The organism is Albimonas sp., assembly GCF_055129145.1.
In genome coordinates this window covers 1-17,461 of the sequence record NZ_JBSRTQ010000094.1, presented here as the reverse complement: position 1 = coordinate 17,461, position 17,461 = coordinate 1, and the positions used below count along the sequence as shown (strand labels likewise).

The 17,461-nt window shown below is 71.3% G+C and carries 14 protein-coding genes; 10 read left to right on the top strand and 4 right to left on the bottom strand.

The genetic code is table 11. The annotated features are described in order from the left end of the window. The first annotated feature begins 218 nt into the window (after window positions 1–218). Window positions 219–1,508, top strand: coding sequence for a homoserine dehydrogenase (locus ACTB72_RS14695; RefSeq protein ID WP_463037750.1), 1,290 nt, complete (start codon window positions 219–221; stop codon window positions 1,506–1,508). Window positions 1,509–1,723: 215 nt separating this feature from the next. Here ACTB72_RS14695 and ACTB72_RS14690 read toward each other — a convergent pair whose 3' ends face one another. After that, on the bottom strand, window positions 1,724–3,403 hold the full coding sequence (locus tag ACTB72_RS14690) for a methyl-accepting chemotaxis protein (RefSeq protein ID WP_463037749.1): 1,680 nt from the start codon (window positions 3,401–3,403) through the stop codon (window positions 1,724–1,726). Between the two features lie 212 nt (window positions 3,404–3,615). Between ACTB72_RS14690 and glpX the strand changes: the two genes are divergently transcribed. The 8 genes from glpX (at window position 3,616) to pcaF (ending at window position 11,800) form a co-directional block, all read left to right on the top strand. Beyond that, the gene (gene glpX / locus ACTB72_RS14685) at window positions 3,616–4,599 is read left to right on the top strand and encodes a class II fructose-bisphosphatase (protein WP_463037748.1); all 984 of its coding nucleotides are present in this window, start codon (window positions 3,616–3,618) and stop codon (window positions 4,597–4,599) included. A 507-nt stretch (window positions 4,600–5,106) separates the two neighbouring features. Continuing rightward, a complete protein-coding gene (locus ACTB72_RS14680) occupies window positions 5,107–5,796 on the top strand; it encodes a hypothetical protein (protein ID WP_463037747.1) in 690 nt (229 codons plus the stop codon). A 351-nt stretch (window positions 5,797–6,147) separates the two neighbouring features. Beyond that, window positions 6,148–7,341, top strand: a complete 1,194-nt coding sequence (locus tag ACTB72_RS14675; protein ID WP_463037746.1) for an acetyl-CoA C-acyltransferase — start codon at window positions 6,148–6,150, stop codon at window positions 7,339–7,341. A gap of 204 nt (window positions 7,342–7,545) precedes the next feature. Continuing rightward, entirely contained in the window at window positions 7,546–7,947 is a 402-nt protein-coding gene (locus ACTB72_RS14670) for a rhodanese-like domain-containing protein (RefSeq protein WP_463037745.1), read from the top strand. A gap of 118 nt (window positions 7,948–8,065) precedes the next feature. Beyond that, window positions 8,066–8,836, top strand: a complete 771-nt coding sequence (locus ACTB72_RS14665; RefSeq protein ID WP_463037744.1) for an SDR family NAD(P)-dependent oxidoreductase — start codon at window positions 8,066–8,068, stop codon at window positions 8,834–8,836. A 213-nt stretch (window positions 8,837–9,049) separates the two neighbouring features. Continuing rightward, the gene (locus ACTB72_RS14660) at window positions 9,050–9,946 is read left to right on the top strand and encodes an alpha/beta fold hydrolase (protein ID WP_463037743.1); all 897 of its coding nucleotides are present in this window, start codon (window positions 9,050–9,052) and stop codon (window positions 9,944–9,946) included. Between the two features lie 261 nt (window positions 9,947–10,207). Next, window positions 10,208–10,396: a hypothetical protein gene (locus tag ACTB72_RS14655; protein ID WP_463037742.1), complete on the top strand. Its 189-nt coding sequence runs from the start codon at window positions 10,208–10,210 to the stop codon at window positions 10,394–10,396. A 201-nt stretch (window positions 10,397–10,597) separates the two neighbouring features. Further along, on the top strand, window positions 10,598–11,800 hold the full coding sequence (gene pcaF / locus ACTB72_RS14650) for a 3-oxoadipyl-CoA thiolase (RefSeq protein WP_463037741.1): 1,203 nt from the start codon (window positions 10,598–10,600) through the stop codon (window positions 11,798–11,800). 182 nt (window positions 11,801–11,982) lie between these two features. On the opposite strand, the gene ACTB72_RS14645 is transcribed toward pcaF, so the two are convergent. From ACTB72_RS14645 to ACTB72_RS14635, 3 genes are all read right to left on the bottom strand, one after another. Further along, window positions 11,983–12,936 (bottom strand): 2-hydroxyacid dehydrogenase, encoded by a 954-nt coding sequence (locus ACTB72_RS14645; RefSeq protein ID WP_463037740.1) that lies wholly within the window; start codon window positions 12,934–12,936, stop codon window positions 11,983–11,985. A 721-nt stretch (window positions 12,937–13,657) separates the two neighbouring features. Next, window positions 13,658–15,136, bottom strand: coding sequence for an NAD-dependent succinate-semialdehyde dehydrogenase (locus ACTB72_RS14640; RefSeq protein ID WP_463037739.1), 1,479 nt, complete (start codon window positions 15,134–15,136; stop codon window positions 13,658–13,660). 219 nt (window positions 15,137–15,355) lie between these two features. After that, window positions 15,356–15,835, bottom strand: a complete 480-nt coding sequence (locus ACTB72_RS14635) for an Lrp/AsnC family transcriptional regulator (protein WP_463037738.1) — start codon at window positions 15,833–15,835, stop codon at window positions 15,356–15,358. Window positions 15,836–15,994: 159 nt separating this feature from the next. Here ACTB72_RS14635 and ACTB72_RS14630 point away from each other — a divergent pair, with 159 nt between their 5' ends. After that, a complete protein-coding gene (locus tag ACTB72_RS14630; RefSeq protein WP_463037737.1) occupies window positions 15,995–17,287 on the top strand; it encodes an aspartate aminotransferase family protein in 1,293 nt (430 codons plus the stop codon). The last annotated feature ends 174 nt before the right edge of the window (window positions 17,288–17,461 follow it).

Here is a 17,461-nt window from a genome sequence, read left to right as displayed (position 1 = left end):
CTCGCGGCGGCGCCATGGGCGATGACGTGGCCCTGCGCCGCGGGCGCCGCGGTCCCGCCGGGCGTGGGGCCTGCGCGGCGCCTGCCTCGCCGATGGCGCCGCGGTCCGGGGCTCGGGCGCCCGCCCGCGATGACCGCCGCCCCGCATCTGGCCAAGCGACCGACCTCCGGCTAAGAGAGCCCCTGCCTGCAACGCCGCCGTCCCGGAGGATCCCGATCATGACCGACGTCCCGCTTCGCCTCGGCATCGCCGGACTGGGAACCGTCGGCGCGGGGGTGGTCCGGATCGTGCAGACCCATGCCGCCCTGCTCGCGGTCCGGGCCGGGCGTCCGGTCGAGATCGCCGCGGTCTCCGCCCGCTCCCGCAGCCGCGATCGCGGGGTGTCGCTCGACGCCTATGCCTGGGAGGACGATCCGGTGGCGCTCGCCCGGCGCGACGACGTCGACGTGCTGCTGGAACTGATGGGCGGCGAGGACGGGCCGGCCAAGGCCGCCGTCGAGACCGCGCTCGCGACCGGCAAGCATGTGGTCACCGCCAACAAGGCGATGCTCGCCCATCACGGCCAGGCCATGGCCGAGGCCGCCGAGGCCGCGGGCCTCGCCCTGCGCTACGAGGCGGCGGTGTGCGGCGGCATTCCCATCGTCAAGGCCCTGGGCGAAGGGCTCGCCGCCAACGGCATCCGCCGGGTGATGGGCGTGATGAACGGCACCTGCAATTACATCCTGACCGAGATGCAGGCCCGCGGCGCCGATTACGCCGAAGTGCTGGAGGAGGCGCAGCGGCTGGGCTACGCCGAGGCCGATCCGAGCTTCGACGTGGGCGGCGTCGACGCGGCGCACAAGCTGTCGCTGCTGGCCGCGCTGGCCTTCGGGGCGCGGGTGGATTTCGCCGGCGTGCAGACCGAGGGCATCGACCGGGTGACGCTGACCGACATCGCGCATGCCCAGGACATGGGCTACCGGATCAAGCTGCTGGGCGTCGCCTCGATGAGCGAGGCGGGGCTGGAGCAGCGGATGAGCCCTTGTCTGGTGCCGGCCGACAGCGGGTTGGGGCAGCTTTCGGGCGTGACCAACGCGGTGGTGGTCGAGGGCGATTTCGTCGGCGCGACCCTGTTCGAGGGGCCGGGCGCGGGCGAGGGGCCGACCGCCTCGGCGGTGATGGCCGACGTGATGGACATCGCGCGCGGCCGGCTCGGGCCGGTGTTCGGCGCGCCGGCGGCGTCGCTGGTCGCGGCGGCGCGGGCCACGGATGCGGGGGCCGCGGCCTATTATCTGCGCATGTCGCTGCATGACGCGCCGGGCACGCTCGCCAAGGTCGCCGCGGCGCTGGGGGAGGAGGGCGTGTCCATCCGCCAGATGCGCCAGTACGACCACGAAGGCGGCGCCGCCCCGGCGATCTTCATGACCCACCCCACCTCGCGCGCCGCCCTGGACGGGGCGCTGGGGCGGCTCGGGGCGATGAAGGAGTGCCTCGACGTGCCGATGGCGCTGCGGGTGGAGACGGTTTGAGCCTCGGGCGCCGGGCCGGGGGACATCCCGGCTAGGGCGCATCTCTTGCGACCGCGCCCTTCGCCCCCTTCGCCCCGTTCCGTCCGCGGCGGGCGCTGCGCCGGGGCCGATCCGGACGCGCGCCGTCGGAGACGCTGACGCCCGCGGCCTGCTCGATGCGGCCGCGGGCGTGAGGGCGAGGCCTGGCGGCGCGGCCGTCGCGGCCGCCCCCGGGGTCAGGCGGCGCGACGGCCCTTGGCGGGCGCGCCGATCCGGAAGAACTCCAGCATCTCCGCGAGATCCGACAGTTCGGAGTCCAGCGACCGGGCCGCCGCCGCGTTCTCCACCGAGACATGGGCGTTGGCCTGGGTGTTGGCGTCGAGATCCGAGACCGCGGAATTGATCTCGTTCACCCCCGCCGACTGCTCGGCATTCGCGGTGTCGATATCGGCGATGCTTTTGGCCAGCGCCTCCACCTGCTCGCGGATGTCGCTGAACACCTGCACCGCCGCGTTCATCAACTGCGCGCCGCGCTCCACGTTGCCGCTGCTCTCCTTGATCAGCCGCGAGGTGTCCGCCGCCGCGTCCGACGAGCGCTGGGCGAGGTTGCGCACTTCGGAGGCCACGACCGCGAAGCCCTTTCCCGCCTCCCCGGCGCGCGCCGCCTCCACCGCCGCGTTCAGCGCCAGCAGGTTGGTCTGGAAGGCGATCGATTCGATCACCACGTTGATCTCGTTGATCTTCCGGCTGCTCTCTTCGATGGTGCGCACCGCCTGGGTGGCCTGCTCGATCACCGCCTGACCCGATTCGGTCCGCTCCGCCGCCTTGCGCACCACCTCGGTGCCGTGGCGCGAGCTCTGCGCGGTCGAGGTGATCGCCCCCGACAGTTCCTCGATGGTCGCGGCCACCTCCTCCAGCGTCGCGGCCTGCTGTTCGGCCCGGTCCGACATGTCGGTGGCGCCGGAGGTGATCCGGCTGGAGCCGCGGCGCAGCGCCTCGGTCGCCGATCCGATCCGTTCCACCATCGCGCGATAGGCCTCGGCCACCTTGTTGACGCTGGCGCGCAGCGGCTCGTAGGCGGGCTCGAGCGGGGTGTCGACCGTGAAGGTCAGGTCGCCGCCCTCCAGCCGCCCCAGCGCCACGCCCAGCGTTTCGACCGAGCGCACCCGCGAGGTGACGTCGTTGGCGAACTTCACCACGCGCAGCACCTTGCCGTAGCGGTCCATCACCGCGTTGTAGGAGGCGTCGATCCACACGTCGCGGCCGTCCTTGGACTTCCGCCGGAATTCGCCCGAGACATGCTGGCCCTTGGCCAGCTTGCGCCAGAACTCGGCGTATTCGGGGCGGTCGGCCTCGCCCTGCGGCAGGAATATGCGGTGGTGCCTGCCCTGGATCTCCTCCAGGCGATAGCCCATCTTTTCCAGAAATTTCTCGTTCGCGGTCAGGATCTTGCCGTCGACATCGAATTCGATGATCGCCTGCACGCGCGAGATCGCCTCGAGCTTGCCCTTGGCGTCGAACTCGGCGTCCGCGTCCTCGCTGACGTCGGCGGCGATCTTGACCACCCGCTCCACCTTCCCGGCCGCGTCGCGCACCGGCATGTAGGAGGCGCGCAGATAGACCGCGTTGCCGGACTTGTCGCGGCGCTTGAATCGTCCGGAAGCGGGCTTGCCGGCGGCGAGGTTGCTCCAGAACGTGCGGTAGAAATCCGAACTCGAGACTTCGGTCGGGCAGAGCACCGAGTGATGCTTGCCGACCAGCTCGGGCTCCGCGTAGCCGACCACCTTGAGGAAGGCGTCGTTGACCCGGAGAATGGTGCCATCCGGGGTGAATTCGATCACCGCCCAGCTTTCCTCCAGCGCGCGACTCAGCGCGTCCGCCTTCTGGTTCTTCGTGGCGCGCGACAGGCCGAACATCTGCATCTCCTTCCCGATTGGATGGCACGCACATACCGCGGCCCCGGTTTAGAGAAGGTTAGCGTCGCCCCCCTCCCCGCGCGCCCCGAACGCCCTCGCGCCGCGCCCCGCCGCAGGACTTTTCCTTGCCGCGGCCCCCGGCGCTTCGTAGAACCCGTGACCGGAGGGTCGACCGGCCCGCCGCCTGCCCTACGCCCGAACTGGGAGCTTCCATGCCCGACAAGAGCCCCGCCGCCACCGACGCGATCTTCGCGGACCGCATGCTGTCGCTGGGCCTCGCCCGCGTGTCCGAAGCGGCCGCCATCGCCTCCGCGAAGCTGATCGGCAAGGGCGACGAGAAGGCCGCCGACCAGGCCGCGGTCAACGCCATGCGCGAACAGCTCAACATGCTCGACATCCAGGGCGTCGTCGTGATCGGCGAGGGCGAGCGCGACGAAGCCCCGATGCTGTTCATCGGCGAGGAGGTCGGGACCGGCGCCGGCCCGGCCGTGGACATCGCGCTCGATCCGCTGGAAGGCACGACGCTGACCGCCAAGGACATGCCCAACGCCCTGACCGTGATCGCGATGGGGCCGCGCGGCTCGATGCTGCATGCGCCCGACGTCTACATGGACAAGCTGGCCATCGGCCCGGGCTATCCCGAAGGCGTCGTCGACCTCGACATGACCCCGACCGAGCGGATCGAGGCGCTGGCGAAGGCCAAGGGCTGCGCTCCCGCCGACATCACCTGCTGCGTGCTGGAGCGTCCGCGCCACGAGGATCTGGTGCGCGAGATCCGCGCCACCGGCGCCGGGATCCGGCTGATCACCGACGGCGACGTGGCCGGCGTGATCCACTGCGCCGAGAGCGACGTGACCGGCATCGACATGTACATGGGCTCCGGCGGGGCGCCCGAGGGCGTGCTGGCCGCCGCGGCGCTGCGCTGCATGGGGGGCCAGTTCCAGGGGCGCCTCCTGTTCCGCAACGACGACGAGAAGGGCCGCGCCAGGAAGGCCGGGATCACCGATCTGGACCGCAAGTATTCGCTGCGCGAGCTGGTGACCGACGACGTGATCTTCGCGGCCACCGGCGTCACCGACGGTTCGATCCTGCGCGGCGCCCGCCGCGACGGCGAGTGGATGGAGACGGAGACCATCCTGATGCGCTCGAAGACCGGCTCGGTGCGGCGGATCAGCTACCGCCAGCGCAACCAGTGAGGAGGGGGCGGCGGGTGGCCGATGGGTCGACCGCCGCCGCCTGACGCCCGGGATCGTGGCGGGCCTCGCGCCCCCCGCGCGGGGCGAGCGGTGGATCGCGGAGACCGAGCTCCGCGGGTTCGGCATATGCCTCTGGGCGGCGCGCGAGGGTCCGGGGCTCGCCTACGCGATCCGGGTGACGGACCGCGAGGGGCGCAAGATCCGGCGGTCGTTTTTGACCTCGCCGGGGTTTTTGGAGGCGCAGCTGGAGATTTGGTCGAGGGCGCGTTGGAATGACGTGCTTTTCGGCGGAGATGCCGCCGAGCCCGCGCCGATCCCCTGGCCCCCGCCGCTCTCCCTGCTGCTCGACCATGCCCGCGCCTGGACCCCCCGGGGAGATCCAGCGCGCGAAGTGCAAGTCGGCGAAGTCCGATGGCGATATAGCGCGCCGCGAATGGACGGCCGAGCGCGTCGTGAGCGAATAGTCGTTCGCGTCGGAGGCCGACCCTCGCAAACCCATCCGAAATCTTGACCGCCCTTGGCGCGCCGCCCCTGCTGAGCCAAGGTGGCCCGGTGTTCCCTTTGGATTCGTGCGAAAAGCGTTCGGGCCTGAGTATCGCAAGGACCGTTGCCAGCATTCGGCAAGGTCCGGTGAGCGGACTTTGCTGCCGCCCCGATGGTCGCATCAGTTACGGTCACACTATGTCAGATTTCAAAGCACAGATTGTTCATCATCGGGACAAGTTCAATGAGTTGCACGAGCGCATTCACTCAACATTCGAAGCAAGAGACCGCTCGGAAGCTCATAAGCGATCTTGGCAAGACGCGTGCGGCGAGTTCCATAGCTTTCGGTCGGAGATTGACAGCTACATGGATAAGGTTGGCGCCAAAGTAATATCAGAAGAAAAAATGATAAGGCAGTTTGTGTTTTGCTTCTTGTCTGTTGATCCAATTTATCATCGATCGGGTTACGCAAAGGAAAAAATGTTGAGATTAATAAAGAAGATCGAACTGACGGATGGAGAAAGGGCCGTTCTTCGCCAGACGATCCTTCGTCGCGTTCGTAACGGCGCACTTCGAGAATTTCGTCGGTTTTGCCAGTTTATCCCTATGATTCAGAATGACGCTTTTATTTCTGAGCTTCGAGCCGAAGCCAAATCCACTGACGCACAAATTCAACGACGAGCAGCATTCGCCTTGGAGTATGTCGTGGAGTAGCTGCCCGCGCGGCTTGCAGAAGCGGACATTCGTTCAGGCCGCCGCATTGGTCACCTTGGGCTCGAACCGGACCTTGGCTGCACCTGCAAAAGCGCACTGCAAACGACGGTTTCCGGGAGGCCGGCAGTCTCCGCGGGGCGCCGCCTCTCGAAGAATGAAGGCCGGATTTCACTCAGGTGTCCGAGGCCTGAAAATCCGAGGCGTCCCTCTGTTCGCTCATAAGCGCTCGGCGCCGGGCGAACCCGAATGTCATCGCGTCCCGCCGCCCCTCCGCCTCCCCCCCCGCCCTTGCATCCCCGCCGTTGGCGCCCCCAAATGCGACCCAAGCAAAATCATCAGGGAGGCGAGGCGATGACCTCAGCTATCGAAGACCCCGTCGTCATCGTCGGCGCGGCGCGCACCCCCATGGGCGGCTTCCAGGGCGAGCTCTCGTCCGCCACCGCCGCGGAGCTGGGGGGCGTCGCGATCCGTGGCGCCATCGAGCGGGCGGGGCTCGACCCCGCGCAGGTGGGCGAGCTGCTGATGGGCTGCGTGCTGCCCGCGGGCCAGGGCCAGGCCCCGGCGCGGCAGGCGGGCTTCGCGGCCGGCCTCGGCGAGGAGGTCCCGGCCTCCACCGTCAACAAGATGTGCGGCTCGGGCATGCGCACGGTGATGATGGCGCATGACCAGCTCCTCGCCGGCTCGCAGAAGATCATGGTCGCGGGCGGGATGGAGAGCATGTCCAACGCCCCCTATCTGCTGCCCAAGATGCGCGGCGGCGCGCGGCTGGGGCATTCCGAGGTCAAGGACCACATGTTCCTCGACGGGCTCGAGGACGCCTACGAGCCCGGCCGCCTGATGGGGACGTTTGCGGAGGACTGCGCCGAAAAATTCCAGTTCACCCGGGAGGCGCAGGACGCCTACGCGATCCGGTCGCTGGCCGAGGCGCTGCGGGCCCAGCAAGACGGCTCCTTCGACGCCGAGGTTGCGCCGGTGGTGGTGCGGACCCGCAAGGGCGAGGTGCAGGTCGCGACCGACGAACAGCCCCGCAGCGCCCGCCCCGACAAGATCCCCACCCTGAAGCCCGCCTTCCGCAAGGACGGCACGGTGACGCCGGCCAACGCCTCCTCCATCTCCGACGGCGCGGCGGCGCTGGCGCTGATGCGGCGCTCGGAGGCGGAGCGGCTGGGGCTGACGGTGCGGGCGACGATCCTGGGCCATGCGTCCCATGCGCAGGCGCCGGCCTGGTTTTCGACGGCCCCCGGGCCGGCGATGAAGAAGCTGATGGCGCGGATCGGCTGGCAGGTCGCGGACGTGGACCTGTGGGAGATCAACGAGGCGTTCGCGGTGGTGCCGATGGCCGCCGAGGTGGATCTGGGAATCGACCGTGCGAAGCTCAACATCAACGGCGGGGCCTGCGCGCTGGGGCATCCGATCGGGGCCTCCGGCGCCCGGATTCTGGTGACGCTGATGCATGCGCTGGAGGCCAAGGGGCTCAAGCGCGGCATGGCCGGCATCTGCATCGGCGGCGGCGAGGGCACGGCGGTGGCGCTGGAGCTGCACTGACCGGGACCCGGCGCGCGCGGTCGGAACGGGGCGCCGCCTCGCGCAGCGAGGCGCGGGGCCGAGGGGGCTTCCGCCCCCGACGGTCCCGTCGCCCCCGGCCGGACGCCGCGCTTCGGTTTCGCCTTGCGGAACGCCCCTCGGGGCTTTAATCAATCGGTTAAACGGGCCGCGCCCTCGAACGCCGGTCCAGACGGGAGAACGACCATGGCGATCAAGAGCACCAAGGACATGGTGAACGCGGCCAATGCCGAGCTGGAGGTGCTGACCGCCGCGCAGGCCATCGCCCTGCACGGCGCCGAAGACATCACCTTCGTCGACATCCGCGACATCCGCGAGCTGTGGCGCGACGGGGCCGTCCCCGGCGCCTGGCACGTGCCCCGCGGCATGCTGGAATTCTGGATCGACCCGGACAGCCCCTACGCCAAGGAGGAGTTCCGGTCCGGCAAGAAATTCGTGTTCTTCTGCGCCGGCGGCATGCGCTCGGCGCTCGCCGCCAAGGTGGCGAAGGACATGGGGCTGGAGCCGATCGCCCATGTCGAGACCGGCTTTCGCGGCTGGAAAGAGGCCGGCGGCCCGGTCGAGACCGTCGAGCCCAAGCAGCGCTGAGGCCCCGGGCCGGCGCGCGACCCCTCATCCGCCGGCGACGTCGCCCGACCCTCTCCCTCGCCGGAGGGGCGTGGGCGCGCGCCGGGCGATCCGAACACGAGCAAACAGGAGAAATGACATGAAACTTCAGAGCGGTCTGGCCGCGGTGGTGACCGGCGGCGCTTCTGGCCTCGGCGAAGCGACGGCGCGCAAGCTGGCCTCCCACGGCGTGAAGGTGACGCTGTTCGACATGAACGCCGAAAAGGGCGAGGCGGTCGCCAAGGACATCGGCGGCCTCTTCGCGAAGGTCGACGTGTCGGACCCGGCCTCGGTGGCCGAGGGCCTCAAGGCCGCCCGCGCCGCCCACGGGCAGGAGCGGATCGCGGTCAACTGCGCCGGCATCGGCGGCGCGGCCAAGACCGTGGACCGGGACGGGAACCCCCTGAACCCCGACCACTTCATGAAGATCATCAAGGTGAACCTCTTCGGCACCTTCAACGTCGCCTCCCAGGCCGCCGCCGGCATGGCCGCCGCCGAGCCGGTGACCGAGGACGGCGAGCGGGGGGTGATCATCAACACCGCCTCCGTCGCGGCCTTCGAGGGCCAGATCGGGCAGCTGTGCTATTCCGCCTCCAAGGGCGGGGTCGTGGGCATGACCATCCCGATGGCGCGCGACCTCGCGCGGTCGGGCATCCGGGTCTGCACCATCGCGCCGGGCCTGTTCCTGACGCCGCTGCTGATGGGCCTGCCGGAAGAGGCCCGGAAATCGCTGGGCGCGCAGGTGCCGTTCCCCTCGCGCCTCGGCGATCCGTCCGAATACGCGCTGACCGCGGCGCATATCTGCGAGAACCCGATGCTGAACGGCGAGACCATCCGGCTCGACGGCGCGATCCGCATGGCGCCGCGGTAAGCTCTTCGGAGTGGTCTGATCGCGGGGGGCGCGGGCCGGGGACGGTGCGCGCCCCCTTCGCGTTCGGCGTCTCATTCGGGGGGGCGGGGGCTTCGAGGGGGGAACCCCTCTCGCCCCCGGCCTCGCTGGCGCGAGGGGGGCGCCTGGCGGCGGCGGCGGCTTGACCCTGACGCGGTCGGGCGACTTGCCGGGCAGGGGAACAGGGAGGCGAGGATGCGCGAATTCACGGTGCGGGCCGGGCAGCTCTCGGTCGCTTGTCTGGAATGGGGGGCGGGCGACGGCTGGCCCTGCCTGATGGGCCACGGCTTCCCCTACGCGCCCGACGCCTACGCCGAGGCGGCGCCTATCCTGGCCGGGGCCGGGGCGCGGGTCATCGTCCCCTACCTGCGCGGCTACGGGCCGACGCGGTTCCTGTCGGCCGACACGCCGCGCTCGGGCGAGCAGGCGGCGCTGGGGCTCGACCTGCTGGCGCTGATGGACGCGCTGGGGATCGGGCGGGCGGTGCTGGGCGGCTACGACTGGGGCGGGCGGGCGGCCTGCGTGGTCGCCGCGCTCTGGCCCGAGCGGGTCGAGGCGCTGGTCACCGGCAATTCCTACAACATCCAGGACATCGCCCGGGCCATGGAGCCCGCCCGGCCCGAGGCCGAGGCGGCGCTGTGGTATCAATACTATTTCCATTCGGAGCGCGGGCGGCGCGGGCTGGAGGCGGACCGGGCCGGGATCGCGCGGCTGCTGTGGCGGATGTGGTCGCCGAAATGGGATTTCGATGAGGCGACCTTCGCCCGGTCGGCGGCCGCCTTCGACAATCCCGATTTCGCGGAGGTGGTGACGCACTCCTACCGCCATCGCTTCGGGCTGGTTCCGGGCGACCCGGCGGCGGCCGAGGTGGAGGCGGCGCTGGCGCGTCAGCCGCGGATCGCCGTGCCGACGATCCGGGTGGATGGCGGCGCGGACGGGGTGAACCCCGGGACGGCTGCGCACGCGCCGCGCTTCGCCGGGCCTCAGGCGCTGCGGGTGTTCGAAGGGGCCGGGCACAACCTGCCGCAGGAACGCCCGGCGGACTGGGCGCGCGCGGTGCTCGACGCGCGCGCGATGGCGGGCGGCGGCTAGCGTGCGCCGCCCAAACGCCGCCCGCCCCGATCAGGGCCCCGAAGCCGCCGCATTCGCCTGAAAACCGGGGCGTAGGGCGGGGTTTCGTTCCCTGACGCAACGTTTCCCGCCGGGAACGGGCGCCATATCGCCACGCTTCGCCCGGATCTCCGCCCCGGAATCGCCTGACGACGCTCCAGATCATGAGGTCATGACGCCCGCAACGGGCGCTGGAACCCGGACGAACCCGCCGCGACGTCGGCCTGAAGTCGGAGACCCGCCATGACCCGCACCAACGCCATCCTGACCCGCGCCCTGAGCCGCGCCGCCCTGCCGGCCTTGCTGATCGCGTCCATCGCCGCCGCCGCCTGCGCCCCGGTGGCGCCGCCGGTGTCGAAGGAGGTCGCCGGCTCGCTGACGCCGCAGGTCGTGCCGTCCTATCCCACCGGCTACGGCCCCAAGACCTATTGATCGCCGGGTCCGGCCCGGGCCTCGGCCGCGACCCCCGACCCGCGCGCCCGGCAGATTGACCCCTCGCCCGGTTCCTGCGATTTCTCTGAGCCAAGCGGCCCCGCCGCGCTCCGGCCCCGCCGGCGCGGGCGCGCCGCAAGCCCGTTCCATTCCGCGCGCAACGGGCGCCCGGAAGAATGAGCGGCGAGGAGGAGGACGACCATGCCCGAGGCCTATATCTGCGAAGGCTTCCGCACCCCCATCGGCCGCTTCGGCGGCGCGCTCGCGCCCGTGCGGCCCGACGACATGCTGGCCGGCGTCCTGCGCCACCTCATCGCCGAGACCGGCCTGCCCGGCGAGGCGGTCGACGACGTGATCATGGGCTGCGCCAACCAGGCCGGCGAAGACAACCGCAACGTCGCCCGCATGGCGCTGCTGCTGGCGGGGCTGCCGGACACGGTGCCCGGCGGCACGGTGAACCGGCTCTGCGGCTCGGGGCTCGACGCGGTCGGCACCGCGGCGCGCGCCATCAAGGCGGGCGAGGCCGAGATCATCATCGCCGGCGGCGTCGAGTCGATGACCCGCGCGCCCTTCGTGCTCGGCAAGGCCCCGACCGCCTTCGCGCGCTCGTCGGAGATGTATGACACCACCATCGGCTGGCGCTTCGTCAACCCGCTGATGAAGAAGCAGTACGGCGTCGAGTCCATGCCCGAGACGGCCGAGAACGTGGCCCAGGATTTTCAGGTGTCGCGCGCCGATCAGGACGCCTTCGCCTTCCGCAGCCAGGAACGCGCCGCCGCCGCCCAGGCCAACGGGCGGCTGGCGAAGGAGATCGTCCCGGTGACGATCCCGAGCCGCAAGGGCGACGCGGTGGTGGTCTCGCAGGACGAGCATCCGCGCCAGACCTCGCTGGAGAAGCTCGCCGCCCTGCCGACCCCGTTCCGCAAGGAAGGCGGCTCGGTCACCGCCGGCAACGCCTCGGGCGTCAATGACGGGGCGGCGGCGCTGATCATCGCGTCCGGCGCCGCGGTCGAAAAATATGGGCTGAAGCCGGTGGCGCGGATCTGCGGGATGGCGACGGCCGGCGTGCCGCCGCGGATCATGGGCTTCGGTCCGGCCCCCGCGACCCGCAAGCTGCTGGAGCGGCTGGGGCTGACCATCGGCGACATCGACGTGATCGAGCTGAACGAGGCTTTCGCGGCGCAGGGCCTGGCCGTGACCCGGGATCTGGGCCTGTCGGATGACGCGGAGCATGTGAACCCCAATGGCGGCGCCATCGCGCTTGGCCATCCGCTGGGCATGTCGGGGGCGCGTCTGGCGATCACCGCGGCGCGCGAGCTGCAGGAGCGGGACGCGAAGCGCGCGCTCTGCACCATGTGCATCGGCGTCGGGCAGGGCATCGCCTTGGTGATGGAGAAGGTCTGAGGCCTTCGCATCAGCCGGGGGCGGGGCGCGCCGCGCCCCCGGCTTGGGTTTTGCGATGGCCCGCCCCTGGCCCGTCCGGGCCGGGGGAGAGATCGTCGCAGCCTGCGCCCCGGTCCAACGCGCGCCGGGCGGAACGTCGCCGCCGGCGCCCGGTTGACGGCGCGCTTCGCTGACATCTCCCCTCAGACCACCCGGTCGGGCAGGGGGGTTCCGGCGAAGAACGCCTCCAGGTTCGCTACGCATTTCATGCCCATCGCCTCGCGCGTCTCCTGCGTGGCGGAGCCGAGATGCGGCAGCAGCACCACGTTTTCCAGCGCGCGCAGGGCCTCGGGCACCTTCGGCTCCTCGGCGAAGACGTCGAGGCCGGCGGAGATGCGGCCCGTGGTCAGCGCCTCGATCAGGGCGGGCTCGTCGATCACGTCGCCGCGGGCGGTGTTGATCAGCGCCGCGCCGGGCTTCATCGCCGCGATCAGCTCGGCCGAGATCAGGCCGCGATTGGCCTCGCCGCCGGGGCAGTGCAGGGAGATCACGTCGGCGGCCGCCATCAGCGCCCGCAGCTCCATCCGCTGGGCGGGAAGGCCCGGGTCGACCTCGGAGCGGTTGGCGTAGGCGATCCGCATGCCGAACCCGTGATGGGCGCGCCGCGCCGTGGCCTGGCCGATGCGGCCCATGCCGACGATGCCGAGCATCCGGCCGCGCAGGTCTCCGCCCAGCAGCTGGGTGGGTGTCCAGCCGGTCCAGCGGCCTTCGCGGATCATGCGCTCGCCCTCGGAGGCCCGGCGCAGGACGGACAGGATCAGGGACATGGCGATGTCGGCGGTGGCGTCGGTCAGCACGCCGGGGGTGTTGGAGACGGCGACGCCGCGCGCCGCGCAGGCGGCGAGGTCGATATGGTTCACCCCCACCGCGAAATTGGCGAGCAGGCGGGCGCGCGGGGCCTCGCCGAGCGCGGCGGCGTCGATGCGGTCGCCCACGGTGCAGAGCACGGCGTCGGCGGAGGCGAGGGCCTCGGCCAGGCGCGGGGCGTCGAAAGGGGCGTCCTCGGGGTTCAGGGCGACGTCGAACCGGTCGGAGAGCGCGGCCTCGACCGCCTGCGGCAGGCGGCGGGTGACGATGACGCGGGGGCGGTCGGACATGGCGGTCTCCGGGACGGGTTTCGGCCGGGCGAGGTTGGCATGGCGGGGCGGCGGAGGGGAAGGGGGCCGCGCGACGAGCGCTGCGCCGGCGGGTGCGGGGCGCCCGCGCGGCGGTTGAAGCGTGGCGCGGGTTGGGGAGGGCGCGGGGTGGCGGGCGAGGGGAAGAGGCCAATGGGCGGATCTTCGGGAGGGCGCGGCTTTGGGGACAGGCGCATTCGGAATGGTCGTGCGCGGCGGCTTCGAGGGGCTGGGGCGGCGTTCATCGCGACGAAGGGGAGCGACCGGGTTCGATCCGTTCGGGTGCGACCGGCTCCGGCGTCGCGGCGACGCGAGGACGGGAGAGGATCCGGGGCGGAGTCTGGGCCGGGCTTCGAGCCTTCGGCGCCGCGTGCGGGCCAGGGCCGGCGCGGTCGGTGGCTGCCGGGCCCCCGATATGCGGAGTCCGCGCCTCGGATCGGAGGCGACGATACGCGATGCGATGCGATGCGCTGGGATGCGATGGGGAGGGGAGCGAAGGGGCGGAGCGGGCTGCGCCGCCGCGTCGGACACGTCCGACGCCTGGTAGGGCACGGCCGAGGCCCGCGAGGGACCGTGCCGCCCGCGCCCGTCGCAGCCCGTGGTCCGCCTGACGCGCGCCATGGCGCCGCGGCGCCGCCGGCAGGCGGGCGACGGGCGCGCTTCCGACCGCGCCGAAAGGGGGCGCGGTCGGAAGCGGCGCGGATCAGATGCCGCCGAGGCTGAGATACTTGACCTCGAGGAAGTCCTCGATGCCGTATTTGGAGCCTTCGCGCCCGAGGCCGGACTGCTTGACCCCGCCGAAGGGCGCCACCGCGGTCGAGGGCAGGCCGTCGTTCACCCCGACGATGCCGTATTCCAGCGCTTCGGCCACCCGGAAGCAGCGGCCGATGTCGCGGCTGTAGAAATAGGAGGCGAGGCCGAATTCGGTGTCGTTGGCCATCGCGATCACCTCCTCTTCCGTGTCGAAGGAGAAGAGCGGCGCGACCGGGCCGAACGTCTCCTCCTTCGCCACCTTCATGTCCTGGGTGACGCCGGTCAGCAGGGTCGGCGTGTAGAACGAGCCGCCCAGCGTGTGACGGAAGCCGCCGAACATCACCTCGGCCCCCTTGTCGACCGCGTCGGCGACATGCTCCTCGACCTTCTCGACCGCGGCCATGTCGACCAGCGGGCCGATGTTGATGCCCTCCTGGAAGCCGTCGCCGACATGCAGGCTCTGCATCCGCATCACCAGCTTCTCGGCGAAGGCCTCGTAGACGCCCTTCTGCACGTAGATGCGGTTGGCGCAGACGCAGGTCTGGCCGGCGTTGCGGAACTTGGAGCCCATCGCCCCTTCCACCGCCGCGTCGAGGTCGGCGTCGTCGAACACGATGAACGGCGCGTTGCCGCCGAGCTCGAGGCTCAGCTTCTTGATGTCGTCCGCGCACTGGCGCATCAGCACCCGGCCGACTTCGGTCGAGCCGGTGAAGGTCAGCTTGCGGACCTTGGGGTTGGAGCAGAACTCCTTGCCGATGCCCGAGGCCGAGGACGAGGTGATCAGGTTGAACACTCCCGCCGGGAAGCCGGCGCGTTCGGCCAGAACCGCGATGGCGGTGGCCGAGAGCGGCGTCAGCTTGGCGGGGCGCGCCACCACGGTGCAGCCCGAAGCCAGCGCCGGGGCGATCTTGCGGGTGATCATCGCGTTGGGGAAGTTCCACGGCGTGATGCAGGCGACCACGCCCACCGGCTGCTTGAGCACGATGATGCGCTTGCCCTTGGCGGCCGCGGGGATGGTGTCGCCGTAGATGCGCTTGCCCTCTTCGGCGAACCATTCGAGGAAGGAAGCGCCGTAGAGGATCTCGCCGCGGGCCTCGGCGAAGGGCTTGCCCATTTCGGCGCAGAGGATCGCGCCCAGATCGTCGGCATGTTCGATCATCAGCCGGCCGAGCTCGGCCACGATGGCGCAGCGCTCGGAGGCCAGCATCGCGGCCCAGCCCTTCTGGGCGGCGTAGGCGGCGTCGATGGCCTGGGCGGCCTGGGCGACGGAGCAGTCTGCGACTTCGGCGATCAGCTTGCCCGAGGCGGGATTGTGCACCTCGAAGTTCTTGGCGCCTTCGCCGTCCCGCCACTGGCCCCCGAAGTAAGCGCGGCCGGTCAGCACCGACGGATCCTTGAGGTTCATCGGGATATTCACGGGAATATTCATGACGGGCTCCTTCCCTTAGATTCCGCGAGACCCTAGCGAAGCGCCCGGCGCCCGGCAACGTCGGGCAAGGAATTGACGCGGAATGGTGAAGGTCCGGTTTCCGTCAGCGGAAAGTTCGCGGGCGGGGCCTGCGACCCGCGGCGGCGCCCCCGCGGTCGGTCGGGCGGCGCGCCCGGACGGACCGGGAAAGCGGCGCCTGGCTCGGGGGCCGAAACGGCCTCAGTCGGGGGGCGCGGCCAGGGCCCAGTCGGGCAGCCGATCCACGTTCTTGTGGGTGCGCAGCACGAAGGTGGTCTTGTAGGCGCGCACCGTCGGCAGCGCGCCGAAGGTGGCCTGGGCGAAGGCGTGATAATCCTCGATCGACCGCGCCTGCACCATCAGCAGGAAGTCGAAATCCCCGGTCACCACATGGCATTGCAGCACCTCCTCATGGCGCAGGATGGCGGTGGCGAAGGCCTCCGACACCCCCGCCCGCGGCGCGGTCAGCGTCACCATCACCGCCGCCGTCACCGGCCGGCGGAAGCGGGCGCGGTCGAGCACCGCCACCGCGCCCTCGATCACGCCGTCGGCCCAGAGCCTTGCGGTGCGCTTGGCGCAGGCCGAGAGCGACAGGCCCACCGCCTCGGCCAGCTCCGCCTGCGTGCGCCGCGCGTCGCGTTGCAGGAGCGACAGGATCCGCCGGTCGGGGGCGTCGAGCATGGGTTGTCTCTCAACATTCCGGGTTTCATCCATTTATTCTCGTTTCAGCGGGGAAATCGAGAGAAAAGCGGCGTCCGCTCCATCGTCACGCGCTTCCGGTGGTGGGGGCGGGGGCGCAGACTGGCGGCCTGATCCACCTCGCCCCAAGGAGCCTTCGCCATGCCGACCTCCCCCGATTTCATGGCCCGCGCCGGGCGCTCGCTGATCCGCTACGGCGCCGAGTGGTTCGACGCCGAGATCGTGCGGGCCGAGGGGACGCGGGTGTTCTCGGCCGACGGCCGCTCGATCCTGGACTTCACCTCCGGGCAGATGTCCGCGGTGCTGGGGCATGGCCACCCGGAGATCACCGAGACCATCCGGGAGATGGCCGGGCGCATGACGCATCTCTATTCCGGGATGCTGTCGCCGCCGGTGGTGGACCTGGCCGAGGCGCTGTGCGCGACCCTGCCCGAGGGGCTCGACCGGGCGCTGCTGCTGACCACGGGGGGCGAGTCGAACGACGCCGCCCTGCGCATGGCGAAATGCGTGACGGGCAAGTGGGAAGTCGTGAGCTTCGCCCAGTCCTGGCACGGCATGACCGGGGCGGCGGCGGGGGCGACCTATTCGGCGGGGCGGAAAGGCTACGGACCGGCGATGCCGGGGAACTACGCGATCCCCGCGCCCAACGCCTACCGGCCGCGCTTCGGCGAGGACGGGCCGGGCTGGCGGGAGCTGCTGGCCGCCGATTTCGCCGCGGTGGATGCGATGTCGACCGGCGCGCTCGCCGCCTTCATCGCGGAGCCGATCCTGTCGTCGGGCGGCGTCATCGACCTGCCCGAGGGCTATCTGCGCGCGCTCAAGACCGAATGCGAGGCGCGCGGCATGCTGCTGATCCTCGACGAGGCGCAGACCGGCGTCGGGCGCACCGGGCTGATGTATGCGTTCGAGCGGGACGGGGCGACGCCGGATATCCTCACGCTCTCCAAAACCCTGGGGGCGGGGCTGCCGCTGTCGGCGGTGGTGACTTCCGAGGCGATCGAGGCTGCGGCGCATGCGGCGGGGTTCCTGTTCTACACCACCCATGTCTCCGACCCGCTGCCGGCGGCGGTGGGGCTGAAGGTGCTGGAAATCGTGGGGCGCGACCGGCTGGCGGCGCGGGCGGCGGAGATGGGGGCGCGGCTGCAGGGGCGGCTCAGGGATCTGGCGCAGCGGCACGCCTGCATCGGCGATGTGCGCGGGCGGGGGCTGCTGGTGGGGCTGGAGGTGGTGGCGGACCGGGCGACCAAGGCGCCGGACGAGGCGCGGGGGCGGGCGGCGATGCGGGCGGCGGCGGAGCGGGGGCTGTCGGTGAACATCGCGGCGCTGCCGGGCATGTGCTCGGTGTTCCGGATCGCGCCGCCGCTGACGGTCTGCGAGGCCGAGATCGACGAGGCCGCGGACATCCTCGATCAGGCGTTTTCGGCGGTGGCCTGAGGCGGACGGCCGGGCCTCGCCCCCTCGCCACCGGCGCGACGCGGCCCGCGCGCCGGGGCGGGCGGGCGCCGGCGGAGAGACGTTCGGCGGCGCGCTTTCGGAACCGTTCCGCCGGGCGCGCCGCCGACGGTCTTTCGGGTGGCCGCGCGGCGCCGCGGCACGGTTGGACCGGGG

What these genes read in the sequence shown, in the direction of transcription:
- ACTB72_RS14695 (WP_463037750.1), top strand. Translation starts at nt 219, where the DNA reads ATGACCGACGTCCCGCTTCGCCTCGGCATCGCCGGACTGGGAACCGTC.
- ACTB72_RS14690 (WP_463037749.1), bottom strand. Translation starts at nt 3,403, where the DNA reads ATGTTCGGCCTGTCGCGCGCCACGAAGAACCAGAAGGCGGACGCGCTG.
- glpX (WP_463037748.1), top strand. Translation starts at nt 3,616, where the DNA reads ATGCCCGACAAGAGCCCCGCCGCCACCGACGCGATCTTCGCGGACCGC.
- ACTB72_RS14675 (WP_463037746.1), top strand. Translation starts at nt 6,148, where the DNA reads ATGACCTCAGCTATCGAAGACCCCGTCGTCATCGTCGGCGCGGCGCGC.
- ACTB72_RS14670 (WP_463037745.1), top strand. Translation starts at nt 7,546, where the DNA reads ATGGCGATCAAGAGCACCAAGGACATGGTGAACGCGGCCAATGCCGAG.
- ACTB72_RS14665 (WP_463037744.1), top strand. Translation starts at nt 8,066, where the DNA reads ATGAAACTTCAGAGCGGTCTGGCCGCGGTGGTGACCGGCGGCGCTTCT.
- ACTB72_RS14660 (WP_463037743.1), top strand. Translation starts at nt 9,050, where the DNA reads ATGCGCGAATTCACGGTGCGGGCCGGGCAGCTCTCGGTCGCTTGTCTG.
- ACTB72_RS14655 (WP_463037742.1), top strand. Translation starts at nt 10,208, where the DNA reads ATGACCCGCACCAACGCCATCCTGACCCGCGCCCTGAGCCGCGCCGCC.
- pcaF (WP_463037741.1), top strand. Translation starts at nt 10,598, where the DNA reads ATGCCCGAGGCCTATATCTGCGAAGGCTTCCGCACCCCCATCGGCCGC.
- ACTB72_RS14645 (WP_463037740.1), bottom strand. Translation starts at nt 12,936, where the DNA reads ATGTCCGACCGCCCCCGCGTCATCGTCACCCGCCGCCTGCCGCAGGCG.
- ACTB72_RS14640 (WP_463037739.1), bottom strand. Translation starts at nt 15,136, where the DNA reads ATGAATATTCCCGTGAATATCCCGATGAACCTCAAGGATCCGTCGGTG.
- ACTB72_RS14635 (WP_463037738.1), bottom strand. Translation starts at nt 15,835, where the DNA reads ATGCTCGACGCCCCCGACCGGCGGATCCTGTCGCTCCTGCAACGCGAC.
- ACTB72_RS14630 (WP_463037737.1), top strand. Translation starts at nt 15,995, where the DNA reads ATGCCGACCTCCCCCGATTTCATGGCCCGCGCCGGGCGCTCGCTGATC.